We start from the raw sequence: 24,561 nt of genomic DNA on the forward strand, positions 1-24,561 counted from the left end.
CCGGGCCGGGGTGCAGATCGGCTCGCTCGGGCCCGGCGTCCTCGTCGACCGGTACCACCACGACCTGACCTTCCGCGGCAACACCATCGAGGGACCCGCGGGCGACGGCGTCACCGTGCGGAGCGAGGTCGCCGGGACCCCCCGGATCACCCGCACCCGCCTCGACGGGCTGCGTGCCGGCCAGGTCCCGCTCCGCAACGACTCCCCGGAGACGTTCGCCGTGGTCCAGACTGGCAATTCCTGGCAGGAGTAGGCGGGGCGACGGCGCCCCTGCGGAGTTCGCCCGGTCGGGACTCGCCGCCTCCGCCACGGTGTCGTGGGCGCAGAGTCCAGTTCCGGAGCCGTCGCGGCTCAGGCGGCCCCACCGAGCGCGCGGAAGGCGACGACGAACAGCGCCGCGACCACGGCGGTGCCGGCGACGGCCGTCGCGACGGCGAGCGCGCCGCGGAGGCTGCGCGCGAGCATGCTCGCGAGCAGGACGACCGCGACGACGCCGATCGCCACCCAGTACGTCGCGCCCGTCGTGTCCGCGACGGTGGTGAGGCCGTAGACCCCGTCGCCGACGCCGACGCCCGCGAGCAGCGCCGTGCCGAGCGCGGCGCGGGTCCCCGGGCGGCGGAGCCATGCGGCGGCGACCCCGACGATCGGGCCGACGACCACCCCCACCACGCTGAACAGCAACGGCCGGTACACGAAGCCGCGCAGGTCCGCCGCGAACGTGTAGCCCAGGACGAGGAGGACGAAGCTCGCGGCCCCCAGGGCCGCGGCCTGCCACGTGCGGGCCCCTGTCGCCGCCGCCCACCAGAAGACCAGGGCCGCGGAGACCAGGGTCCAGCCGCTCGCCGAGTTCGCGACCGGGACGACCGCAGCCGGCAGGGCGCCCTGCGCGAACGACGTCAGGCCGCCGAGGAGCAGGCTCGCCACGAGGACGACGACCCCGCGCGTCCACGGCCGTCCCCACGGCGCAGGCGTCGGCGCAGGGCCGGCGGGGCGGGGTGACGACGGGGCGACCGCACGGTCGCGGGACGGTGTCGTGTCGGGCACGTCCTGAACCTAGGGGTGGTGGCGAGGCACGGGCGTCCGCCCGTGGTCGGACGCCCGTGCGCCGGTCGTCCCCCTCCGGCACGACGACGGTCCGAAGGCCGGGGTGCCGCCGACGTCCCCGCGACGGTGCACGTCGCCTGCGCACCGTGCTGCAGCAGGCGCGCGGGGAACGGCTGGACTCTCACCCCGTCCAGCTCGCCACCCGGCTGGTCGTGCGGGAGCCGACCGCAGCCCCGGCGGACCGAGCGGTCCGTCAGAGCGTCGTCGTGAGGACGCCTCCGTCGGCGCGCAGGGCGGCGCCGTTGGTGGCCGAGGAGACCGTGCCCGCCAGGTAGGCGACGAGGTGCGCGATCTCGGCCGGCTCGATGAACCGCTGCAGGAGCGACGTCCGGTTCGCCGCCTCGATCGCACTCCGCACCTGGTCCGCGGGGACGCCCTGGGCCCGAGAGAGGTCCTCGACGGCCCGGGCGACGCCGTCGGAGTACGTCGGACCGCCGAGGACCGAGTTGACCGTGACGCCCGTCCCTCGGGTGAGCTTGGCCAAGCCGTTGGCCAGGGCCAGCGCCCCGGCCTTCGTCGTCCCGTAGTGGGTCATGTCGGCGGGCACGTTCACGCCGGACTCGCTGCTCACGAAGACGACGCGGCCCCAGCCACGGCTCAGCATGCCGGGCAGCACGTGCCGGGACAGGCGGACGCCGCTCATGACGTTGATGTCGAAGTACCGCTGCCACGCGTCGTCGGTGACCTCCTGGAACGCCTGGACGTCGAAGACGCCCACGTTGTTCACCAGGACGTCCACCTCGCCCAGCGTCTCGCTCAGCCGCAGGACCTGGTCGGGCTCCGCGAAGTCCGCCGCGATCCCGGAGACCGCCGCGCCGGGCACCGTCTCCTCCAGCCTTCGCACCGCCGCCGCGACGCCGTCCTCGGTCCGCCCGTTGACGACCACCGATGCCCGTTCGGTGAGCAGCGCCTCGGCCACGGCGAAGCCGATGCCCTGCGTCGACCCGCTCACGAACGCCCTCTTGCCTGCCAGCCCCAGGTCCACCTGCTGCCCTCCCGTCGTCGTCTGCCTGGTTCACTTGCCCAGGCAAGTGCAGACTAGGCAGGGATGACTTTCCTGAGCAAGTCACTGCTGGCCGGGCCGATACCCGTACGCTGGCGGTCATGCAGGACCCTGAGACGCGCGCCGCCGCCCCCGAGGAGCTCACGGGCGAGGAGCTGGAGACCTGGGCCGCCCTGGCGACCGTGCTGGAGTGGCTGCCCCCCGCGCTGGACGCCCAGCTCCAGCGCGACGCACAGCTGTCCCACTTCGAGTACGGCGTGCTGTACGCCCTGGCCCAGGCACCCGAGGACACCCTCCGGATGAGCGTCCTGGCGGGCTACGCGAACAGCACGCTCTCGCGGCTCTCGCGGGCAGCCTCGCGGCTGGAGACGCAGGGATGGATGCGGCGCACGCCCGACCCCTCGGACGGGCGTTACACCCTGGCCGTCCTCACCGAGCCCGGACGGGCGAAGGTCCGGGACGCGACCCCCGGCCACGTGCGCCTCGTCCACCAGCTCGTGCTGGACCGACTGACGACCCCGCAGACCCGGCAGCTGCGGGAGATCAGCAGGCGGATCGGACGCGCCGTCCGGGAGGACGGCGGCTGGCAGCCGCGCTGACGCGCCCTTGCTCCGGCCCGGCGCGCCGGCGACGCTCAGCCGAGCAGGTGGCGCAGGTAGCGGCCCGGCGCGTCGAGGAACGCGCGCCAGTGCTGGACCAGCTCGAGATCGTCCCACGTCGTCGGGCGCAGGCCCCACGGCCCGACCTCCAGGATCGTCGCGCCGGGCAGCGCCGCCAGCACGGGCGAGTGCGTCGCGCAGAGGATCTGGCCACCGCGCCCGGCCAGGTCCTCGAGCACGCTCATGAGGCTCAGCGTGGAGGAGAAGCTCAGCGCCGCCTCCGGCTCGTCGAGGCAGTACAGGCCCGGCCGGTCGAACCGCGACTCGAGGACCGCGAGGAAGGACTCGCCGTGGCTCATCTCGTGGAACACCGGGTCCCTCGGCCCCGGGTGCTCCTCGAGGAACGTGTACCAGCCGTGCATCGTCTCCGCGCGCAGGAAGAAGCCCCACCGCCCCGACCCGACGCCGCGCTGCAGCCGGACGGCCCGGTGCAGCGGCGACTCGGACTCACGGGTCGAGTGCCGGCCGTACGCCGTGCCGCCCTCCGGAGACAGTCCGTAGGCGACCGCCACGGCCTCGACGAGCGTCGACTTGCCGCTGCCGTTCTCCCCCACCAGGAACGTCACGCCCGGCGCGAGCTCCAGCCCGTCGCGCAGCACCTGCTCGACGGCGGGGACGGTGCGCGGCCAGGCGCCCGCGGGAAGCGGGTGCTCGGCGTCCGGCGCGACCCGCACCACCGGCGGCTGCGAGAAGTCCACGGGGGCATCATGCCCCGGGAGACGCCCGACCAGCAGGCACGGTGGCCACGTCGATCGCGACTTCACCACCTCGTGCGACCACGGCGCCCCCGCGCGAAGATCGACGTCAGTGCGTCGCTCGCACTCCACCACCGAAGGAGACATCGTGAGCAGCTCAGAGGACTCCGATCCCGCCGCACCGACGAGTCCCGGCAATCCCACCGACCCAGTCACACGTCGCTCCGACGAGCCCCTCGACGAGCCCAAGAGCCCCGGCCCGCCGGCTCGTCGGGGGACGCCGGACTCCTCGACCGACGCCCTCGACGAGCCGAAGAGCCCCGGCCCGCCCCCGGGCTCGATCCCCGGAGAATCGGACTAGCTTGCGGTTCTGCCACGCCCACCCGGCCAGGTATCGCCCTCTGGAGCGATGCGAGGCGGGTGGCGGGGCTGTTCCGGGCCTATCCCCAGACCGGATCCTGGGCTTCCTTCCGACACTCCGACCACGGGACGGCTCGGAGCCCATGGTCGCGGAGGACGGCCTCTCACCCCCTGCGCGCGACCTGTGGTGAAAGGCCACGCGGCACGACATGACGGCGGCGGATACGGTCAGGACTGCATGTCGACAAACCGCGAGTAGTGGCCCTGGAACGCCACGGTGATGGTGTCCGTCGGGCCGTTACGGTGCTTGGCGACGATCAGGTCCGCCTCGCCGGCACGCGGCGACTCCTTCTCGTAGGCGTCCTCGCGGTGCAGCAGGATCACCATGTCGGCGTCCTGCTCGATCGAGCCTGACTCACGCAAATCAGACATAGCAGGCTTCTTGTCCTGCCGCTGCTCGGGACCACGGTTCAACTGCGACAGCGCGATGACCGGGACGCCGATCTCCTTCGCCAGGAGCTTGAGCGCACGGGAGAACTCGGAGACCTCCTGCTGTCGGGACTCGACCTTCTTGCCGGAGGTCATGAGCTGCAGGTAGTCGATCACGACGAGCTTCAGGTCGTGCTTCTGCTTGAGCCGCCGGCACTTGGCGCGGATCTCGGTGAGCGACATGTTCGGCGAGTCGTCGATGAACATCGGCGCCTCGGAGACCCGGCCCATCACCTTGGCGACCTTCTGCCAGTCGTCCTCGCCCATGGAGCCGTTGCGCAGCTTCTGCAGGTGGACCCGCGCCTCCGCGGACAGCAGACGCATCGTGATCTCGTTGCGGCTCATCTCCAGCGAGAAGACCACGGACGACTGCCCGTGCTTGATCGACGCCGCCCGCGCGATGTCGATGGCCAGGGTCGAGTTGTGCGTCGGGATCATCGCCCGGCTCGCGAGGTACAGGTGCGACGGGTGCTCGATCTCGACGCACCGCACGGGCACCGACCGGACGGCGACGACATCGACGATCTTCCACGCGGCGCCGGGGCGGGAGACGGTGTGCGCAGCCCCGGAACGCATCGAGGTCACGATGCTCTCCGTGGTCCGGATCGTGGCGTCGGCGGGGCTCCCGGACAAGCTCGTCGACCACTCGTGCTGGGCGTCGGCGACGATGGTGGTGCCGTCGTCGAAGACGACCTCGTAGCAGGGTCGGTCGGTCATGACCTCGGTCGCTCGGACGACGCGCGTGGGTGTCCCGTCCGCCGCGATGAGCTCGTCGCCCACGGCAACGTCGCCCATGGTCGTCCAGCCGTGCGGCGTGGGCAGCGGGGTGTCGAGCGCCAGGGCCTTGCCCATAGCCGGCCGGGCGGCGATGACGATCATCTGCCCAGGGTGCAGACCGTTGGTCAGCCGGTCGAGGTCGGCGAAGCCGGTGGGGACGCCGACCATGCCCTCGCCGCGGTTCCCGGCGGCCTCGATCTCGTCCATGGTGCCGCCGATGATCTCGGCGAGCGGCAGGTAGTCCTCGGAGGTCTTGCGCTCGGTGACGGCGTAGATCTCGGCCTGCGCGGTGTTGACGATGCCCTCGACGTCGCCGCCGTCGGTGGCATAGCCGAGCTGCACGATCTTGGTGCCGGCCTCGACCAGGCGGCGCAGCACGGCGCGCTCCTGCACGATGCGCGCGTAGTAGCCGGCGTTGGCGGCTGTGGGGACGCCGGCCATGAGGTCGTGGATGTACGGGGCGCCGCCGACGCGAGCGAGCTCGCCACGCTTGGTGAGCTCGGCGACGACCGTGATGGCGTCGGCGGGCTCGCCGCGGCCGTACAGGTCGATGATGGCGTCGTAGACCGCCTCGTGCGCGGGGCGGTAGAAGTCGTTGCCGCGGATCTGCTCGACGACGTCGGCGATGGCGTCCTTGGAGAGCAGCATGCCGCCCAGCACGCTCATCTCGGCGGCGACGTCCTGAGGAGGTGTGCGGTCGAAGGTGGCGCCGGGCGCCCCCTGATATCCCGCCTCGAGCTCCTCGATCGACATGCTCACCCCGCTCCCCCGCCGTCGCCGGCGTCCGGTCCGTCACCGGACATCGACTCCCGCTGTCAGGTCCACGTTCTACCGTGGCCCTCTGACACCGCGGACGACGCTAGGCGCGCCCGCGACCGTGCGCAATCGACGGTGTGGACTCAGGTGTGGACGAGCCTGTGGATATGCGCCTCAGGCTGTGCACGGGCGGTGGACAGGCATGTGCACAACTGGGGATATCGGCTGTGTACAACTTTTGGCAGGCCCGTGACCTGCGACGACATTACGCTCAGGCTGTGGAGGAGAAAAAAGTTGGGTGAGGTGCACCGCACCCCGGATCCAGACGGCGGACACCCCGGCGCCACCCCTCCTTCACCGACGCCGCCGGAGGGTCACCCGGCCGCCGCGTCCGCCCACAAGGTTGTCCACAGGGGCGACCGCCGCCGCATCGACCGCGACATCCTCGCCCTCGCGCTGCCCGCGCTGGGCGCCCTCGTCGCCGAGCCGCTGTTCGTGCTCGTCGACAGCGCCGTCGTCGGGCACCTCGGCACCGCGCAGCTCGCCGGCCTGTCCGTCGCGTCCACGCTGCTCGTCACGCTGGTCGGGCTGTGCGTGTTCCTCGCCTACGCCACCACGGCCGCCGTCGCCCGCCTGGTCGGCGCGGGCCGCACCCGCGACGCCCTGCAGTCCGGCATCGACGGCATGTGGCTCGCCCTCGGGCTGGGCGTCGTACTGGCCGCGGTGCTCGCCGTCGGGGCGCACTGGGCGGTCGGGGCGATGGGCGCCGGCGCGGACATCGCGGGCTATGCGGCCACCTACCTGCGCTGGTCGCTGCTCGGCCTGCCGGGGATGCTCGTGGTCCTGGCCTCCACGGGCGTGCTGCGCGGCCTGCAGGACACGCGCACCCCCCTGTGGGTGGCGTCGACGGGCGCCGTCGTGAACGCCATCCTGTCCGTCGTCCTGGTGTACGGCGCTGGGCTCGGGATCGCGGGCTCGGCCATCGGCACCGCCGCCACCCAGCTCGGCATGGGAGCGGTCCTCACGGTCGTCGTGGTGCGCGGCGCCCGCCGCCACCACGCGTCGCTGCGGCCGCACCACGCGGGCATCTGGGCCAACGCCCGGGCCGGCGCGCCGCTGTTCGTCCGGACGGCGTCGCTGCGACTCGCCATCCTGCTCACCGTCGCGGTCGCGACCAGCCTGGGCGCGACGGCGCTGGCCGGCTACCAGGTCGTCAACAGCCTGTGGGGGCTCGCGGCGTTCGCCCTCGACGCGCTCGCCATCGCCGGGCAGGCGCTGGTGGGCCACGGCCTCGGAGCGGGCGACGTCGGGCGGGTGCGCGCCGTGCTGCGCCGCTCGCTCCAGTGGGGCGTCGGCGCCGGCGTCGCCATCGGCGTCGTGTTCGCCGTCTCCGGGTGGTGGATCGCTCCGCTGTTCTCGTCCGACCACGACGTGCGCGTCGCGATCACCGCGGGCCTGGTCGTCACCGGCGTGCTCATGCCGATGGCGGGCTGGGTCTTCGTGCTCGACGGCGTCCTCATCGGCGCCGGGGACGGCCGCTTCCTCGCGTGGGCGGGGATGCTGACCCTCGTCGTCTACGTGCCCTTCGCCCTCGCGGTCCGCGCCTGGGCGCCCGACGGCGCGATCGGGCTGGCGTGGCTGTGGGGCGCGTTCGCGGGCGTGTTCATGCTCGCCCGCGCCCTCACGACCGGCCTGCGCGCCCGCGGCGACCGCTGGATGGTCACGGGCGCGTGACGCCGACGGACCGTCCGGTGAACGCGGTGTGACATCGGCGGCGCGGCGCCGTCACGAGGGCACCACGAGCCGGTAGCCGATGCCGCGCACCGACGACACCCGGAGCTCCGGCAGCACGCGCAGCCGCTTGCGCAGCCGCTTCACGGCGGAGACCACCGGGTCCGGGTCACCCAGGTAGCCGGTGCGCCAGACGGTGCTGGTCAGCTCGGCGAACGACCACACGCGGTCCGGCGCGGACGCGAGTGCGACCAGCAGGTCGAACTCCCGGATCGACAGGTGCACCGGCACGCCCCGCGCGGTGACCTCCCGGGCCGCGAGGTCGACCTCGAGCGCTCCGAGCACGATCCGCCGCGCCCGGACGTCGGCCGCCGCGACGGCGACGACCGGGATCTCGCCCGACGGCGCGGCGGGGGCGCGCGCGTGCACCTCGAGCGTGTGCGGGGCCTCGTCGTCGGGCACCACCGCGGGCGGGGGCTGGCCGAGGAGCGTCCGCGCGCCGTCGGTGTCCGCCGTGGCGATCACCGCCGCCCGTCCGCGGAGCAGGCGGGCGACCTCGCCCACCCGTTGCAGCGGCAGCCCGATGCAGAGCACGTAACCGCCGACCGGCTCGACCACGTTCTTGGGGGGCATCTGCCGTCCTCCGTCCGACGCGCGCTCCTGGCAGGGTCGCGGACATCGTTTACCCAGGTGCCTATCAGAGTTCAGACCGAACCGCCCGCCGACGGCGCCCGGAACCGACCCGGACCTGCCCCCGGGTTGACCGGAAACTGGCCGCCGGCCGTCCTTGTCCGCCGGAGGATCGCCGGATGGGCTGGGGGGCGGGCCCCGACCGGGCGCCCGTCACGACGCCCCCGCACCCGGGGGCTCCCTCACCTGGAGGAAGCGTGCACTCACCGATCCGCACGAGATCGATGCGAACCAAGTCGACGGGGACGTCGACCGGCCGCAGGAGGGGGTGGGTCGCGACGAGCGCGGCCGTCGCCCTCCTCGCCACGTCCGCGGTCGGGGTCGCGCCGGCGTTCGCCGCCGACGACGACCCGCCGCTCGCCCCGTCCGTCGACGTCCCCGACCCCGCGGACAAGATCGGGACCGCCGTCGAGAAGGACCTCGCCGCCGGTCCCGCCGACTTCTGGCTCGAGCTCGCCGACACGGCCGACCTGCGCGCGGCGAAGGACATCGCCGACTGGGACGACCGCGGGAAGTACGTCTACGACACCCTGACCGCCGTCGCGGGCGACGCGCAGGCCGACCTCGTGAAGGAGCTCGACGCCGCCGGCGTCGACCACGAGTCCTTCTGGATCTCCAACCGCATCCTGGTCCGCGACGGCGACGCCGCCCTCGCGACCTCGCTCGCGGCGTCCCCCGAGGTCGAGGCGATCTCCGCGCCGCAGAAGTTCGACCTGGTCGAGCCGGTCGAGCGCACCAAGTCCCCCGTCCGCGGCACGCAGGCCGTCGAGTGGGGGCTGCAGGCCATCAACGCCGACGACGCGTGGGCCCTCGGGTACACGGGCGAGGGCGTCACCGTGGCCAACATCGACTCGGGCGTGCAGGGCGACCACCCCGCGCTCGCACCGCACTACCGCGGGCTGCAGGCCGACGGCAGCATCGTGAACGACTACAACTGGTTCGACTCGTCGAACGCCTGCGCCGGTGGCTCCCCCTGCGACACCGACGGCCACGGCAGCCACACGATGGGCACCATGGTGGGCGACGACGGCGCCGGCAACCAGATCGGCGTCGCGCCCGGCGCGGACTGGATCGCGGCCAACGGCTGCTCCACCTGCTCCGACGCGGACCTGCTCGAGTCGGGGCAGTGGGTGCTCGCGCCCACCAAGGTCGACGGCAGCGACCCCGACCCGAGCAAGCGTCCCCAGGTGGTGAACAACTCGTGGGGCCTGGACGCGTCGGGCGCGATCGACGACTTCATGGCTGAGGAGATCACCGCGTGGGAGGCCGCCGGCATCTTCGGCACCTGGTCGGCGGGCAACGAGGGTCCGGGATGCCGGTCCACGTCGTCGCCGGGCGCCAACGAGGCCACGTACTCCGTCGGCGCGTTCGACTCGTCGGGCGCCATCGCGGCGTTCTCGTCGCGCGGCACCGGGGAGAACGGCGGGACCAAGCCGAACATCTCGGCCCCCGGCGTCAACGTGCGCTCGTCCGTGCCGGGCGACGGCTACGCCTCCTACAACGGCACGTCGATGGCGGCCCCGCACCTCGCGGGCGCGGTCGCGCTGCTGTGGAGCGCGGCGCCGAGCCTCGTCGGCCAGATCGAGGAGACGCAGGCCCTGCTCGACGGCGCCGCGGTCGACGTCGACGACACGACGTGCGGCGGCACCGCCGCGGACAACAACGTGTGGGGCGAGGGCAAGCTCGACGTCACGGCCCTGCTCGACGCCGCGCCCGTGGGCGACACCGGCCTCGTCACCGGCACCGTGACCGCCGCCGACGGCGCCCCCGTCGCGGGCGCCGAGGTGACGTTCGACGGGGACCGCGACCGCACCGTCGCGACCGGCGACGACGGCGCGTTCACCGCCGAGCTGGCCGTGGGCGACTACGCCGTGAGCGCGCGGGCCTTCGGGTTCCTCGCCTCGGCGCCGGCCGACGTCGCCGTCGCCGTGGACGAGACCGTCACCCTGCCGATCACGCTGGAGCGGGCACCCACCCGCACCGTCTCCGGCACGGTCACCGAGAAGGACGGGTCGCCCACCCCGGGCGCCGTCGTCACCCTCTCCGGCCCCCTGGACCCGGTCACGACCGGGGCCGACGGCACGTACGCCATCTCGGGCGTGCCGGACGGCACCTACACCCTGGGCGTCTCGGCGGGCACGTGCGCGGCGCCGTTCAGCACGGAGGTCGTGGTGGACGGCGACGAGTCCGTCGACGCCACCCTCAAGCGGCTGATCGACTCCTACGGGTACTACTGCTCCACCGGCACCGCCGGGGTCGCGACGGGCGACACGCTGCTGGCGCTCACCGGCGACGACAAGGCGGCTTCCGTCGACCTGCCGTTCGGCTTCCCGTTCTACGGCGAGACGTACGACACCGCGTACGTGTCGACCAACGGGTTCCTGAACTTCCTCACCTCGTCGACGAGCCTGACGAACGGCGCGCTCCCGAGCGCGGCCGCGCCCAACGCCGCGGTCTACCCTTTCTGGGACGACCTCAACGTCGATGCGGAGTCGTCCGTCCACACCGCCACGACGACGGTGGACGGCGTCGACGCGTTCGTCGTCGAGTGGCGCAACGTGCGCAAGTACCGGCCCGAGACCGACCGGGTCAACTTCTCCGCCACCCTCCTCGCCGACGGCCGGGTCACCCTCGGCTACGGCTCCGTCACCGACACCACCACGGCGCGCGGCGACTCCGCCACGATCGGCATCGAGGACGCGGCGGGCGCGGTCGCCTCGCAGTTCTCGTACAACGCGCCGGTCGTCGCCGACGGCCTGTCCGTCACGTACGACGTCGCGGGCATGGGCTCCGTGGCCGGCACGGTGACCGACGGGAACACGAACGAGCCGCTCGAGGACGCCACCGTCACGATCACGTCGAAGGACGACGGCGACGAGACGGTCGTGACCACCGGCGCCGACGGCGCCTACGCGGCCCGGCTCCCGCTGGAGCGGTACGGCATCACCTACGCGAAGGACGCGTACGCGGGCGCGACCCGCAACGCGGCCCTCACGGAGGACGGCCAGGTCGTGACGCGGAACGTCGCGCTCGGCGCCGGCCGGCTCGAGGTCAACAAGGAGAGCGTCTCCGCCTCGATCGGGATGGGCGCCACCGCGAGCCGCGCGTTCCGCGTGACGAACACCGGCACGGAGCCGGTGGACGTCTCCCTCGGCGCCGGCCAGGGCGGCTTCGAGCTGCTCGGTGCGAAGGGCGGCGACGGCGCGGTGATCAGCCACGTCGCCGGTGACGCCACCGTGCCGAGGTCGACGACACCGGCCGGGTCCGGGCTGGGCACGTCGGACGGGAAGAAGGGCGGCCTCGCGACGTCCGGGGCGAAGGCGGGCACCGTCTCCCCCGACCTGTCGGCCGTCCCCCTCGACGAGACGACCCTGACCCACTCGGCGTCGCAGGACGTCGTGGCCAACAACTCGGTGGCGTGCACCAACCAGGTGACCACCCAGGACAACGGCTACCTGCGCACGTTCACGCTGAGCGACTTCGGCATCGACGGCTCGTTCGACGTGAAGAGCGTGTCGTTCGCCGTCGAGGCCGCCCGGGTCGCGCAGCCGCTGACCGTGAACCTGTACACGCTGGACGGGGCACTGACCTACGCCAACATGACGAAGATCGGCAGCGCCGAGGCGACGGCCGGCACCAGCGCCGGCGGCACGGTCGTCTCGGTGCCGGTCGAGGGCGAGGTGCCGAAGGACGGCACGCTGGTCGTCGAGATCGACGTCCCGGCCGGCGGCTGGTTCTTCATCGGGTCCAACGACGCCGGCCAGACGGCGCCGTCGTACCTGCGGTCGGAGTCCTGCTCCATCCCGGAGCCGACCGACACCGCCGACATCGGCTACCCCGGCATGCACATCGTCATGAACGTGTCGGGCGAGACGTCGGGAAGCGGGGGCGGCCTCGAGTGGCTGGACGTCCAGCCGCCCGAGCTCACCCTCGCACCGGGGGCGTCCGTGCAGGCCGCGGTGACCCTCACCGCCACGGTCGAGCAGCCCGGGGCGTACTCGGCCACGATCACGGCGGCCGGGAACACCCCGTACGAGGCACCCACCGTCGCGGCGCTGATGACGGTGAAGGCGCCGACCGGCTGGGGCAAGGTCACCGGCACGGTGACCGGCGGCGGCGGCCCGCTCGACGGCGCCGTCGTGCACCTCGACGGGAAGGCGTACGACAAGACCCTCGTCACGGGGGCCGACGGCACCTACGGGTACTGGATGCCCAAGGCCAACGGGCCGCTCCAGCTCGTCGTCGCGGCGAACGGGTTCGTCCCGGCCGTCCGCACCGCCCCGATCGTGGCCGGGCAGACCACGGTCTACGACGTCGCCCTGAAGCCGCTGCCCTGATCGCCTGACAGGAGGAACGACGAAGGTCCCGGTCCCCTCGCGGGGGCCGGGACCTTCGTGCGTCAGGCGTCAGGCGTTCAGCCGGCGACGACCTTGACGGCGATCTTCGCGGAGACCTCGGGGTGCAGGCGCACCGACACGGTGTACTCACCGGTCGTCTTGATCGGCTGGCCGATCTCGATCTTGCGCTTGTCGACCTGCGGGCCCTCGGCGGCCACGACCGCGTCGGCGATGTCACCGGTGGTGACGGCACCGAACAGGCGGCCGGACTCACCGGCGTGCGCCGTGACGACGACCGTCTTGGCGGCGAGCGAGTCGGCCACCGCCTTGGCCTCGTCCAGCGTGGCGATCTCGCGGGCCTTGCGGGCCTTGCGGATCGCGGAGACCTGGGACTCGGCGCCCTTGGTCCAGGGGGTGGCCAGACGGCGCGGGATGAGGAAGTTCCGGGCGTACCCGTCCTTCACCTCGACGACGTCGCCAGGCTCACCGAGACCGGTGACCTCGTGGGTCAGGATCAGCTTCGACATGATTCAGTGATCCTTCCGGTCAGCGGGCCGAGGACGAGTACGGCAGCAGCGCCATCTCACGGGCGTTCTTCACCGCACGGGCGATCTGGCGCTGCTCCTGGACGGAGACGCCGGTCACGCGACGCGCGCGGATCTTGCCGCGGTCGGAGATGAACTTGCGCAGCAGCGCGGTGTCCTTGTAGTCGACGGACTCGATCTTGGCCGTCTTGAGCGGGTTGGCCTTCTTCTTGGGCTTGCGCACCACAGGCTTCGCCATGGTGTTGCTCCTTCACAGGTGCTGTCCTCACGAGGCGCCGGCCGGGGCCGGCGTCGGAGGACGGGTGATCTGGGGACTGGCGCCGATCAGAACGGGGGCTCGTCCGAGAACCCGCCACCGGAGGAGGCGGGACCGGCCGTGGCCCACGGGTCGTTGCTCTGACCGCCGCCGGAAGAACCGAAGCCTCCGCCGGGCTGGCCGCCACCCTGGGGGCCGCCGTAGCCGCCCCCCTGGTTGCCGCCGCCGCCGCCGAAGCCGCCACCGCCACCGGAACGCTGGGCGCGGGTGACCTTCGCCGAGGCGTACCTCAGCGACGGGCCGACCTCGTCGACCTGCAGCTCCATGACCGTGCGCTTCTCCCCCTCGCGGGTCTCGTACGAGCGCTGAGTCAGACGGCCCTGCACGACGACGCGCATGCCCTTCGTCAGCGACTCGGCGACGTTCTCCGCGGCCTCGCGCCAGACCGAGCAGGACAGGAACAGCGCTTCGCCGTCCTTCCACTCGTTGGTCTGGCGGTCGAACGTGCGCGGCGTGGACGCGATGCGGAAGTTGGCGACGGCAGCCCCTGACGGGGTGAAGCGCAGCTCCGGGTCCGCGACCAGGTTTCCGACGACCGTGATGACGGTCTCACCAGCCATGCCATGCTCCTTCGTTCGTCCGAGAGTCGTGAGGGGATCCCATCACGGGGCTGTGACATCCACGATGTCGACGTCCACAGGCTGGGCCGGGACGCCGCCCGCGACGGGGGCAGAGTTTCGGTTCAGGTCTCAGCGGGCGTCGGTGCGCAGGATCTTGGTCCGCAGCACGGCCTCGTTCAGGCCGAGCTGGCGGTCCAGCTCCTTCGCGGTGGCCGGCGTCGAGGTGAAGTCGACGACGGCGTAGATGCCCTCGGAACGCTTGGAGATCTCGTACGCCATGCGGCGACGGCCCCAGATGTCGACCTTGTCGACGGAACCACCCTCGGTCGAGATGACCGACAGGTACTTGTCCAGCGACGGGGCCACCGTGCGCTCCTCGACCTCCGGGTCCAGGATCACCATCAGCTCGTACTGACGCATGTGTTCAACCCACCTCCTCTGGTCTCAGCGGTCACGGTCGTTCCGTGACAGGAGGGTTCTTGCGTGCGTCGGCCGCGCGCCATCCCGGAACGGTCCGGGGTGGTGGGCACAGCCAGTCGACCAGGATACCCGCCGGGGCGGGTGTCCCGGAAATCGTCATTCCTCGGCGCCGTCCAGCGGCCAGTCGACGCCCGGACTCTCGCTCTCCTCCGGGTCGGGCGACGGTGAGTTGCCGTTCCCGTTGCCGTTGCCGTTCCCGTTGCCGTTGCCCGGCTCCGGACCCTTCGAGACGATCAGCGTCACGGTCGAGCCCTGATCGACGCTGCTGCCCTGGCCGGGGTCCGTGTCGATCACGATGCCGACCGGCTGGTCGCTGAACTCCTCGCGCACCGCCGGCTGGAGGGCGTCGCCGTAGATCATCTGCTCGGCCGTGGTCCGCGGCTGCCCGACGACGTTCGGCACCACGACCTGCTCGGGCTTGTCCGGCTGGCCGGTGGAGACCACGAGGGTGACGGTCGTGCCCACGGGTACCTCCTGCCCCGCTCCGGACACCTGCAGCACCGTGCCCTTGCGCTCGTCGCCGTTCTGCGCCCTCGTGCTCACCACGAGCTGCAGCTTCTCCAGCTCCCTGGTGGCCTTCGCGATGTCCCAGCCGGTGACGTCCGGCACGGTGACCGTCTCCTCCTCCGTCTCGGACGGGGTGGGCGAGGGCGAGAAGGTCGGCTGCGCCGGCACGTACTCGGGGAAGCTCTCCTCGTCCATGCCCTCGGTCGCGACCTGCATGAAGTCGGTCCACGCGCGCACCGGCCAGGTACCGCCGGTGATCTCCGGCCACTCGCCGAAGCCGTCGATGTCGTCCTGCCCGGCGATCTTGCCCGCCTCGAGGTCGAGCGTCTTGTACTGGCGCAGGCCGACGACGGTCGTGAGCTGCGGCACGAAGCCCGCGAACCACGCCGACTTGTTGTCGTTCGAGGTACCGGTCTTGCCCGCCACGGGGCGGCCCAGCTCCTGCGCGACCCGGCCGGAGCCGGTCGGGTCCTCGACGACCTTCGTCATCGCGTAGGTGGCCGCCGTGGTGACGTCCGCGTCGAACTCCTTCTCCTGCTCCTGCGGGGCCTCGTAGAGCACCGTGCCGTCGAGCGTCTCGACCTTCGACACGATGTGCGGCGTCGTGCGGTAGCCGCCCGACGCGATGGTCGAGTAGGCCCGCGCGAGGTCGATCGGTCGCACGGAGTCGACGCCGAGCACGTTCGACAGCCCCGCCGTCAGCGGGTAGTTCTCGTCCTTGCGGATCCCTGCGCGCTCGGCCACCTCACGCGTCTTCTCCGGCCCGATCTCCTCGTTGAGCTGCACGTACGCGGTGTTGACCGAGTGCGCGGTCGCCGTGGTGAGGTCGATGCTGCCGCCGTAGTTGGCGCCACCGAAGTTGGGGACCGTCCAGTCCTCGCCGTTGTTCGCCGCGGGGAAGACCTTCCCCGACTGACCGTCGAACCGGTCCTCGAGCGTGACGTCGTTCTCGAGCCCCGCCATGAGCGTGAACGGCTTGAACGTCGAGCCGGCCTGGACGACGTCCTGCGTGGCGGTGTTGAGCGACTGCTTCACGTAGTCGGGCCCGCCGTAGAGCGCCTTCACCGCGCCGGTCTTCGGGTCCATCGACACCAGCGACATGCGCACGTTCTTGTTCGCCTTGCCGTACTGGCCGTCCTCGTGCAGCGTCTTCTCGACCTCGACGGCCGCCTTCTGCAGCTTCTGGTCGATCGTCGTGGTGATCTTGAGGCCGCGCGTCTCCAGCTCCTGCTCGGACTCGAGCGGGCCGTCGGGGTTGCTGTCCGACCTGACGAGCTCCTTGCGCACCTGGGCCATGAGGTAGCCCTTCTGGCCGCCCCAGGTGTTGGTGGCTTCCTTCTTCTTCTTGAACTTCGGGAACTCCGCCTTCGCCCGCTCGTCCTTGGTGATGTACCCCTGCTGGTACATCCGGTTGATGCTGCGCTCCCAGCGCTCCTGGGCCCGCTCCGGGTTGACCGACGGATCCCAGTTGTTGGGCGACGGGATGATCCCCGACAGCATCGCGGCCTCGGACGGCGTGAGGTCCTTGGCGTCCTTGCCGAAGAACTCCTGCGACGCGGCCTGGATGCCGTAGGTGTTCCGGCCCCAGTAGATGGTGTTGAGGTAGCTCTCGAGCACCTGCTGCTTGGGCTGGCTCTGCGCCACCTTGAGCGCGATGATCGCCTCGCGGGCCTTGCCCGCGTACGAGTCCTCGGTGTTGAGGTAGTACCGCTCGACGTACTGCTGCGTCAGCGTGGACGCGCCCTGCCGGCCACCGCCCGTGACGTTGTTGTACGCCGCGCGCGCGATGCCCTTGACGTCGATGCCGTTGTTGGTCCAGAACGTGTCGTCCTCGGACGCGACGACCGCGTTCCCGACGTACGCCGGCAGGTCGTCGAGCTTGACGAGCTCCCGCTTCTGCTCGGCGAACTGGCCGATCGGCTTGCCGCTCGACCAGTAGACGGTCGTGGCCTGGTTGTTCACCTCGTCGAGGTTCTTGGGGATCGTCGTCGTGCTCCACGCGGCCACGAACAGACCGGCGCCCAGCGCCGTCCCGGTGAGCAGGGTGCCGACGACGATGCGCCAGGACGGCAGCCAGCGCTGCACCGGGCCCTTGCGCGGGCGCGGGTAGTTCCAGAAGCGACGTCTCCTCGCCACGTCAAGCCTTTCGTCGTGCGGGACCGGCGTCGTGCTCGTACAGTGCGCCGGCCTGCGGACCACAGGGAACACTAGGCGATGCGGTAGGGCCGACGGGAGCCTCGGGCGCCCAGGGCGACGGTTCGACCCCAGGCGTCCGCAGCCCTCTGGCCTGCGCTCCGCGGAACCTTCACAACTGCCCGGACGCCCGTGGCGGGCGCTTCCCGTTGCACGACCATGTCGGCGAGTCCTATTCTCGCGATGTATCGACTCGATACGTCGTGACGACGGGTCGGCAGCGACATCGGGACAGGACGGGAAGGGGAACCCTCGTGCGCAGCAGGTCTGTGGTGCTCGAGACGGCCATCCTCGGCCTGCTCAACTCCGCCCCGCTGCACGGGTACGAGCTGCGCAAGCGGCTCAACCTGCTGCTCGGCTCGTTCCGCGCGTTCTCCTACGGCACCCTCTACCCGGCCCTCAAGTCCCTCGTCGCCCGCGGCCTCATCGAGACCACGGAGCGCGAGGCCCCGGCCCCCGCGGGTCGGGCGTCGGGCACCCGCCAGGCCGGCGCCAAGCCCTCGGGCAAGGCGCCGCTGTCGGGCCGGCGCGGGCGGATCGTGTACCGGCTGACGGCGGACGGGAAGGAGCACCTCCAGACCGTCCTCGCGTCGTCCGGCCCGGCCGCCTGGGAGGACGAGAACTTCGACGTCCGCTTCGCGTTCTTCGCGCAGACGGACGCCGAGACCCGCATCCGTATCCTCGAGGGCCGGCGCACCCGGCTCACCGAGCGGCTGGAGGCGGTCCGAGAGTCTGCCGCACGCACCCGCGAGCGGCTCGACGAGTACACCCTCGAGCTGCAGCGCCACGGGCTCGAACAGGTCGAGCGCGAGGTGCGTTGGCTCGACGGACTCATCACCACGGAACGCGACCGTGCTCTCGGCCGCGCCCGCGACCACAGCGCCGGGGTGCAGGACGCCCCGGCCCAGAGAAACAAGGAGCGAGGATGACCTCCGTCCGCGTTGCCATCGTCGGTGTCGGAAACTGTGCATCGTCCCTGATCCAGGGCGTGCACTACTACCGCGACGCCGCCCCGACCGACACCGTCCCCGGCCTCATGCACGTGCAGCTCGGCGACTACCACGTGAGTGACCTGGAGTTCGTCGCGGCGTTCGACGTCGACGCGAAGAAGGTCGGCTTCGACCTCGCCGAGGCGATCCACGCGTCCGAGAACAACACGATCAAGTTCGCCGACGTGCCGCCCACCGGCGTCACCGTCCAGCGCGGCCACACCCTCGACGGCCTCGGCGACTACTACTCCGCCACGATCGACGAGTCGGACGCCGAGCCGGTCGACGTCGTGCAGGCGCTGAAGGACGCGAAGGTCGACGTCCTCGTCTCCTACCTGCCCGTCGGCTCCGAGGCGGCGGACAAGTTCTACGCGCAGGCCGCGATCGACGCGAAGGTCGCCTTCGTCAACGCGCTGCCCGTCTTCATCGCGTCCGACCCCGAGTGGGCGAAGAAGTTCGAGGACGCCGGCGTGCCGATCGTCGGCGACGACATCAAGTCGCAGGTCGGCGCCACGATCACGCACCGCGTGCTCGCCAAGCTGTTCGAGGACCGCGGCGTCGTGCTCGACCGCACGTACCAGCTCAACGTCGGCGGCAACATGGACTTCAAGAACATGCTGCAGCGCGACCGCCTCGAGTCGAAGAAGGTCTCCAAGACGCAGGCGGTGACCTCGAACCTCGAGGGCCCGCTCGGCGGCAAGAAGGAGGACCGCAACGTCCACATCGGCCCGTCGGACTACGTCGCCTGGCTCGACGACCGCAAGTGGGCGTACGTGCGCCTCGAGGGCCGCGCGTTCGGCGAGGTGCCCCTGAACCTGGAGTACAAGCTCGAGGTGTGGGACTCCCCCAACTCGGCCGGCATCATCATCGACGCGGTGCGCGCCGCCAAGATCGCGCTCGACCGCGGCATCGGCGGCCCGATCCTCTCGGCGTCGACGTACTTCATGAAGTCCCCGCCCGTGCAGATGGAGGACACCGCGGGCCGCGCCCAGCTCGAGGCGTTCATCCGCGGCGAGGTCGAGCGCTGACGACCACCGCGTGAGGACGAAGGCCGGGGCACGGACGTGCCCCGGCCTCGTCACGTCATGCCCCCGGCCGCACCACCGCACCGCCCTCGGCGGCCGAACGCTGCGCCGCGGCGACGACGCGCAGCGTGCGCAGCCCCACCTGCCCGTCCGGTCCCGGCGCCTCCCCCGTGCGGACGCACCCCAGGAAGTGCTCGAGCATCAGCGCGTCCAGGTTCTCGCCGAACCCGAGCCACGCCTGCCGCGTCCCCTGCACCACGAGCCCGCCGACGTGCGCCGCGAACGGGTCGATCTCGACCGTGCCGCCGGTGCCGACCACCTGCAGCGTGAGGCCGCCCCACGTGGGTGCGCCGTCGGGCACGGACCACGAGCAGTCGACGACGATCTCCGCGCCGCCCGCGTAGGTGAGGCTCACCAGCGCGCCGGTCTCGGCGCGCACCTGCGGGTCGTCCCCGTGCAGGACCCGGTTGCTCACGGCGCGCACCGCGACCGGCTCCTCCCCGAGCAGCGCGTCGAGCAGGTCGGCCAGGTGGACCACGTGGTCCGCGAGCGCCCCGCCCCCCGCCAGCTCGGGGTCGGTGAACCAGGCACGGCCCGCGGGCACCTTGCCGTTGTTCGTCCCCGTCCCGCCGAGCACCGTGCCGAGCGCGCCCGACGCCACCAGTCCGCGCAGCGTGCCGAACTCGGGGCTGAACCGCACCGGGTAGGCCGTCATGAGGCGCACCCCGGCGGCGTCGCACGCCGCCACCATCTCCTCCGCGTCCTCGACCCGGGTCGCGAGCGGCTTCTCGCACAGCACGTGCGCGCCGGCCGCCGCGGCGGCGAGCACGACGTCCCGGTGCCGGGAGTTCTCGCTGCACACGATGACGGCGTCGGCCCGCCAGGCGAGCGCCTCCGCATAGGTGTCCACGTAGGCGGCGCCGTGCTCCGCGGCGAACGCGGCCCCGCGCAGCTCGCCGGCGGGGGCCGTGGCGGCGTCGGGGTCGGCGGTGAGGAGCTCGACGTCGGGCCGGCCACGCAGCAGCGCGACGTACGACGCGGCATGCACGTGCGCGAACGACAGGATCGCGACCCGCAGCGGGGCCGGGGTGGGCGTCATGCTCGGCTCCCGGTGGTCTCGAGGTCGGCCAGGGCGCGGGCCCGGGCGGCCGTGTCCAGGGCGACGGGCTCCCCGGACGCGATGGAGGCGAGCGCCGCCTCGGCGATCTCGACGGCGATCACGCCGTCGACGGCGCTCACCCGCGGGTGGTGCGGGTCGTCGGGCGCCAACGACGTCGGGGACGCCGCGAACGCCCGGGCGACCTCCCGGATCTCCGTGAGGTACGGGCTCTCGCCGGCGGCGGGGGCCGGCCGGTCCTGTCCGCCGGCCGGGACCGGCGGGAGGTCCGACCGCACCCCCGCGGCCTCGGCCGAGTCGAACCGCAGCGTCCCGGCGGCCCCGGCGACGTGGAACGACGTCCGGAAGGTGGTGTGCGGCGCCCCCCACAGCCCTCGCACGTGACTGATCGCGCCGCCGGCGTGGGTGAGCACGGCGTGCGCGAGCGTGTGCGGGGCCCCGCCCTCCTCGAGGGACCGTCGGGTGGCGTGCACGCTCGTGACCTCGCCCGCGACCCACCGGGCGAGGTCGAGGTCGTGGATCATGAGGTCCAGCACCACGCCGCCCGACTGGGCGTCGTCCGCGAACCACGGGGACCAGGCGGGGAACATCCCGCCGCGCGCGAACCGCAGGACGGCCGGCGCCCCGATCTCCCCGGACCGCACGGCCCGGCGCATCAGGGCGTACTCCGGGAAGAACCGCACGACGTGCCCCGGGTAGAGCTGCCGGTCCGCGGCGCGGGCCGCCTCGAGCATCGCGACGGCGTCGCGCGACGCGCGGCCCAGCGGCTTCTCGCACAGGACGTGGCGCCCGGCCGCGAGGGCGGCCGTCGCCACCTCGAGGTGGGTGGGCGTCGGGGTCACGACGTCGACGACGTCCGCGACGTCGAGCAGCTCGTCGAGCCCGGCGACGACCCGTCCGCCGTGCGCGGCCGCGAGCTCGGCGGCGCCGTCCGTCGAGTGGACGACGAGGTCCGCGCCGAGCGCGCGCCACGCCGGCGCGTGGGCCCGGGCGATGCCGCCCGCGCCGACGAGGCCGACCGTGAGGGCGGGGGAAGGCTCTGCAGCAGTCATCGTGCTCCCTACTTGAGTCCGGAATGGGCGAGACCGTCGATCACACGGCGCTGCATGACGACGAAGAGCAGGAGGATGGGCGCCATGGCGAGCGCGCTGGCCGCCATCATCACCGTGTAGTCGGTGGTGGTGCGCCCCGCGAACGTCGCGATGCCGGCCGCGAGCGGCATGCTCTCGGCGCGGGTCGAGACGACGAGCGGCCACAGGAGGTCGTTCCAGGACCACAGGACGGTGATGATCGTCAGGGCGCCGAGGCTGGGCCCGGCGAGCGGCAGCATGACCCGCCAGAAGACCTGGAACGGGTTGGCGCCGTCGAGCCGCGCGGCCTCCTCGAGCGAGTCGGGCACGCCCCTGAAGAACTGCATCATGAGGAAGGTGCCGAACGCGCTGAAGATCCCCGGGGCGGCGATGCCGGCCACGGTGTTCAGCCAGCCGAGCCCGTTGATGATCTGGTACTGCGGGATGAGGTACACCTGCGACGGCACCATGAGGTTGGACAGCACCAGCGCGAGCAGCACGCCCCGCAGCGGGAACCGCATGCGCGCGAACGCGTAGCCGGCCATCGAGCACAGCACGAGCTGGCCCGCCGTGCGCGCCACGGTGATCGAGACCGAGACCCAGAACTCCTGGAGGAACGGGAGCTTGGAGAACACCTCGGCGTAGTTGCCCCACTGCAGCTCCCCCGGCCAGAACACCGGGGGCACGCTCATCACCTGGGCGTTCGTGGACAGCGACGTGAGCAGCTGCCACACGAACGGGAACACCATCACCACGCCGCCGACGGCGAGCACCACGTGCGCCCAGGCGTTGGACCCGTGGCGCGACGTGCGGCGGCGGGGCACCGGCGGTCGCCCGGCGAGCGCGGGAGCGGTCGTCGTGAGGGTCGCGTCAGGCATAGGTGACCCACCTCCTCTGCATGCGGAACTGGAGCAGCGTGACGGCGCCGACGATCAGCAGGATCACCATCGCGATGGCGGCGGCGAAGCCCTTGTCGTTGCGCAGGAAGGCCTCGTTGTAGAAGAGGTAGACGAGGGACTGCGTCTGCTGCATCGCCGGGTTGGCCTGGCCCATGAGGGCGTACAGCAGGTCGAACAGCTGGAAGCCGTTGATGACCGTGATGACGGTGACGAAGAAGACGCTGGGGGTCAGCAGCGGGACGGTGACGGAGCGGAACTGCCGCCAGGCCGACGCGCCGTCGAGCGACGCCGCCTCGTAGAGCTCCGGGGGGATGGTCCGCAGCCCGGCGGACAGGATGATGATCGCGAAGCCGAGCGACGTCCACAGGCCGACGACGGACACCGCGACGAGCGCGAAGCCCGGCGTCGAGGTCCACGACGGGCCGTCGATGCCGACCACGGCGAGCGCCTGGTTGAGGATCCCGAAGTCGCCGTTGAAGATCAGGCGCCACACCATCGCCACGGCCGTCGGCATCGCGACGTAGGGCATGAAGTACAGCACCCGGTAGAACGCCGTGAACCGCATCCCGGGCCGGTGCAGCAGGCTCGCGACGAACATCGCGATCGGGATGCCGAGCAGCACGATCGCCGTGTAGACCAGCGTGTTGACGACGGCGGTCCCCAGGTCGGGGTCGCGGGCGAGCCGCTGGTAGTTCTCGAGGCCCACCCACGTCTGGCCGCCGAAGGCGCCCCACTCGGTGAGGCTGAAGTAGCCCGTCTGGACGATCGGCCACAGGTAGAACAGGACGACGCCGACCATCGTGGGCAGCACGAAGAGGACGGGCCACCAGCCGTCGTACCCGTGCCGGGGCCCCCGGGGCGCGGTGCCCCCGGCCACGGTGCGCGGGGCGGAGCCCCGGGCGGGCGCGACGACGCCCGCCCGGGGGGATCGGTCGACGGAGGTCATTCCTTCGCGAGCTCCTCGTTCATGGCGTCGGCCAGCTCCTGGGCGACCTCCTCGACGGGGCGCTCCCCGGAGAGCGCCTGCGGCAGCAGCTCGGTCTCGAGCGCGTTCCACGCCGCCGTGTTCTGCGAGATCGGGTACGGGAAGGCCATGTCCTCGGCCGAGTCGATGAAGACGTCGATGCCGAAGCTCGGGACCGAGTCGACGAACGCCTGCTGCGTCCCGGAGTAGGCCGGGTTCGCCACGCCCATCTCCGCCTGCGTGCGCTGCGCCTCCTCGGAGCCGAGGTAGGCCAGGAAGGCGTTGGCGGCCGCCTTGTTCTCGCTGTCCGCGGCGACGACGTTCCCGACGCCGTGGATGACGGTGGCGCGCCGCTCGGGCCCGGCGGGGAGCCGGACGATGCCGAAGTCGTCCTTGTTCGGCGAGTCCTTCATCTCCGCGACCGACCAGTTGCCGGACCAGAACATCGCCGCCTTGCCCGAGCCGAACCACACGTTCGGCTTGGTGTCGGACATCTGCTGGAGGGTCGGCGCGGCCCCGTCGGCGATGAGGTCGACCCACAGCTGGAGCCCCTCGGCGGCCTCGGGGCTGTCGTACCCGGACGTCGTGCCGTCGTCCGAGATGATCTCTCCGCCGGCCTGGAGGATCGTGTTGTAGTAGCTGCTCTGTCCGATGCCGTTGATCTCGGAGACCACCCCGTAGACGCCCTCGTCGGAGAGCTCGTCGGAGATCTTGCCGGCCGCGTCCTGGAACTCGTCCCACGTCCAGTCGTCGGTGGGGAGGTCGACGCCGGCCTTCTCGAAGAGCGCCTTGTTGTACCAGAGGGCGACGGTGTCGAAGTCCTTGGGGACGCCGTACTGCGTGTCCTCGAACGAGTAGAGCTGGTTGAGGGCGTCGGGGTACTTCGACGGGTCGATCTCGCCGGCGTCCACGAGGCCCGTGACCGGCTGGAGCAGGTCGTTCGCGGCGTAGAGCTGGACGTTCGGGCCGTTCATCCAGAACACGTCGGGCAGCGTCCGCGACTCCCCCTGCGTCTGCAGCTTGGTGAAGTACTGCTGGAACGGGGTCAGGTCCACGGTGACCTTGATGTTCGGGTAGGTCTCGTTGAAGTCCTTGATGTTCTGGTCGATCGCGGGCTTCTGGTTCTCGTCCCAGATCGCGTACGTGATCTCGGCCTGGGCGTCGGTCGGCGCGACCTCGGCGCTGTCCTCGGCGGCGTCGCCGCCGCCCCCGCACGCGGAGAGCGTCAGTGCCACGGCCGCGACGCCCGCGAGGGACGCGCTGCGCAGGAGATGCTTCATCGGGGTGCTCCTCGG

General features: G+C 72.0%; 21 protein-coding genes. 6 read left to right on the forward strand and 15 right to left on the reverse strand.

Features of this window, described 5'->3' with window-relative positions; translation table 11 throughout:
* Positions 1-10 precede the first annotated feature (10 nt).
* A complete protein-coding gene (locus ACFQ8E_RS04495; RefSeq protein WP_430549383.1) occupies positions 11-253 on the forward strand; it encodes a hypothetical protein in 243 nt (80 codons plus the stop codon).
* Between the two features lie 98 nt (positions 254-351).
* Here ACFQ8E_RS04495 and ACFQ8E_RS04500 read toward each other — a convergent pair whose 3' ends face one another.
* Complete coding sequence (locus tag ACFQ8E_RS04500) at positions 352-1,044, reverse strand: DUF6518 family protein (protein WP_430549384.1); 693 nt, start codon at positions 1,042-1,044, stop codon at positions 352-354.
* Between the two features lie 253 nt (positions 1,045-1,297).
* Entirely contained in the window at positions 1,298-2,056 is a 759-nt protein-coding gene (locus ACFQ8E_RS04505) for an SDR family NAD(P)-dependent oxidoreductase (RefSeq protein WP_430549385.1), read from the reverse strand.
* 152 nt (positions 2,057-2,208) lie between these two features.
* Here ACFQ8E_RS04505 and ACFQ8E_RS04510 point away from each other — a divergent pair, with 152 nt between their 5' ends.
* Complete coding sequence (locus ACFQ8E_RS04510) at positions 2,209-2,706, forward strand: MarR family winged helix-turn-helix transcriptional regulator (RefSeq protein ID WP_430549386.1); 498 nt, start codon at positions 2,209-2,211, stop codon at positions 2,704-2,706.
* Between the two features lie 35 nt (positions 2,707-2,741).
* Here ACFQ8E_RS04510 and ACFQ8E_RS04515 read toward each other — a convergent pair whose 3' ends face one another.
* Entirely contained in the window at positions 2,742-3,464 is a 723-nt protein-coding gene (locus ACFQ8E_RS04515) for an AAA family ATPase (protein WP_430549387.1), read from the reverse strand.
* Between the two features lie 585 nt (positions 3,465-4,049).
* Positions 4,050-5,840, reverse strand: a complete 1,791-nt coding sequence (dnaB, locus tag ACFQ8E_RS04520) for a replicative DNA helicase (RefSeq protein WP_430549388.1) — start codon at positions 5,838-5,840, stop codon at positions 4,050-4,052.
* Between the two features lie 432 nt (positions 5,841-6,272).
* Between dnaB and ACFQ8E_RS04525 the strand changes: the two genes are divergently transcribed.
* Positions 6,273-7,577: an MATE family efflux transporter gene (locus tag ACFQ8E_RS04525; RefSeq protein WP_430549498.1), complete on the forward strand. Its 1,305-nt coding sequence runs from the start codon at positions 6,273-6,275 to the stop codon at positions 7,575-7,577.
* 51 nt (positions 7,578-7,628) lie between these two features.
* Here the strand turns inward: ACFQ8E_RS04525 and ACFQ8E_RS04530 are convergent, their stop codons facing one another.
* Positions 7,629-8,207, reverse strand: a complete 579-nt coding sequence (locus tag ACFQ8E_RS04530) for a winged helix-turn-helix domain-containing protein (protein ID WP_430549389.1) — start codon at positions 8,205-8,207, stop codon at positions 7,629-7,631.
* A gap of 281 nt (positions 8,208-8,488) precedes the next feature.
* Between ACFQ8E_RS04530 and ACFQ8E_RS04535 the strand changes: the two genes are divergently transcribed.
* Entirely contained in the window at positions 8,489-12,601 is a 4,113-nt protein-coding gene (locus ACFQ8E_RS04535) for a carboxypeptidase regulatory-like domain-containing protein (protein WP_430549390.1), read from the forward strand.
* A 77-nt stretch (positions 12,602-12,678) separates the two neighbouring features.
* On the opposite strand, the gene rplI is transcribed toward ACFQ8E_RS04535, so the two are convergent.
* The 5 genes from rplI to ACFQ8E_RS04560 form a co-directional block, all read right to left on the reverse strand.
* The gene (rplI, locus tag ACFQ8E_RS04540; RefSeq protein WP_429731013.1) at positions 12,679-13,128 is read right to left on the reverse strand and encodes a 50S ribosomal protein L9; all 450 of its coding nucleotides are present in this window, start codon (positions 13,126-13,128) and stop codon (positions 12,679-12,681) included.
* A gap of 19 nt (positions 13,129-13,147) precedes the next feature.
* Positions 13,148-13,384 (reverse strand): 30S ribosomal protein S18, encoded by a 237-nt coding sequence (gene rpsR / locus ACFQ8E_RS04545; RefSeq protein ID WP_100422261.1) that lies wholly within the window; start codon positions 13,382-13,384, stop codon positions 13,148-13,150.
* Between the two features lie 86 nt (positions 13,385-13,470).
* Positions 13,471-14,022, reverse strand: coding sequence for a single-stranded DNA-binding protein (locus ACFQ8E_RS04550; protein ID WP_430549391.1), 552 nt, complete (start codon positions 14,020-14,022; stop codon positions 13,471-13,473).
* A 129-nt stretch (positions 14,023-14,151) separates the two neighbouring features.
* The gene (gene rpsF / locus ACFQ8E_RS04555; protein ID WP_430549392.1) at positions 14,152-14,442 is read right to left on the reverse strand and encodes a 30S ribosomal protein S6; all 291 of its coding nucleotides are present in this window, start codon (positions 14,440-14,442) and stop codon (positions 14,152-14,154) included.
* A gap of 156 nt (positions 14,443-14,598) precedes the next feature.
* Positions 14,599-17,145 carry a transglycosylase domain-containing protein gene (locus ACFQ8E_RS04560; RefSeq protein WP_430549393.1) on the reverse strand — a complete coding sequence of 849 codons (2,547 nt, stop codon included), beginning with the start codon at positions 17,143-17,145 and terminating at the stop codon, positions 14,599-14,601.
* 311 nt (positions 17,146-17,456) lie between these two features.
* On the opposite strand from ACFQ8E_RS04560, the gene ACFQ8E_RS04565 reads away from it, so the two are divergent.
* Together ACFQ8E_RS04565 and ACFQ8E_RS04570 are read left to right on the forward strand one after the other, a co-directional pair.
* Positions 17,457-18,131: a helix-turn-helix transcriptional regulator gene (locus tag ACFQ8E_RS04565; protein WP_430549394.1), complete on the forward strand. Its 675-nt coding sequence runs from the start codon at positions 17,457-17,459 to the stop codon at positions 18,129-18,131.
* Positions 18,128-19,219: an inositol-3-phosphate synthase gene (locus tag ACFQ8E_RS04570; protein ID WP_430549395.1), complete on the forward strand. Its 1,092-nt coding sequence runs from the start codon at positions 18,128-18,130 to the stop codon at positions 19,217-19,219. The genes ACFQ8E_RS04565 and ACFQ8E_RS04570 overlap by 4 nt, the downstream gene beginning before the upstream one ends.
* Before the next feature lie 55 nt (positions 19,220-19,274).
* On the opposite strand, the gene ACFQ8E_RS04575 is transcribed toward ACFQ8E_RS04570, so the two are convergent.
* From ACFQ8E_RS04575 to ACFQ8E_RS04595, 5 genes are read right to left on the reverse strand one after another with little or no spacing between them, the layout of a single operon-like run.
* Complete coding sequence (locus ACFQ8E_RS04575; RefSeq protein ID WP_430549396.1) at positions 19,275-20,315, reverse strand: Gfo/Idh/MocA family protein; 1,041 nt, start codon at positions 20,313-20,315, stop codon at positions 19,275-19,277.
* On the reverse strand, positions 20,312-21,385 hold the full coding sequence (locus ACFQ8E_RS04580; RefSeq protein WP_430549397.1) for a Gfo/Idh/MocA family protein: 1,074 nt from the start codon (positions 21,383-21,385) through the stop codon (positions 20,312-20,314). The genes ACFQ8E_RS04575 and ACFQ8E_RS04580 overlap by 4 nt, the downstream gene beginning before the upstream one ends.
* 8 nt (positions 21,386-21,393) lie before the next feature.
* Positions 21,394-22,281 carry a carbohydrate ABC transporter permease gene (locus ACFQ8E_RS04585; protein WP_430549398.1) on the reverse strand — a complete coding sequence of 296 codons (888 nt, stop codon included), beginning with the start codon at positions 22,279-22,281 and terminating at the stop codon, positions 21,394-21,396.
* Positions 22,274-23,248 carry a carbohydrate ABC transporter permease gene (locus ACFQ8E_RS04590; RefSeq protein WP_430549399.1) on the reverse strand — a complete coding sequence of 325 codons (975 nt, stop codon included), beginning with the start codon at positions 23,246-23,248 and terminating at the stop codon, positions 22,274-22,276. Before ACFQ8E_RS04590 ends, ACFQ8E_RS04585 begins: the two co-directional genes overlap by 8 nt.
* Positions 23,245-24,546, reverse strand: coding sequence for an ABC transporter substrate-binding protein (locus ACFQ8E_RS04595; RefSeq protein ID WP_430549400.1), 1,302 nt, complete (start codon positions 24,544-24,546; stop codon positions 23,245-23,247). Before ACFQ8E_RS04595 ends, ACFQ8E_RS04590 begins: the two co-directional genes overlap by 4 nt.
* Positions 24,547-24,561 lie beyond the last annotated feature (15 nt).

This window comes from Isoptericola sp. NPDC056573 (assembly GCF_042793335.1).
Lineage (GTDB): Bacteria > Actinomycetota > Actinomycetes > Actinomycetales > Cellulomonadaceae > Isoptericola.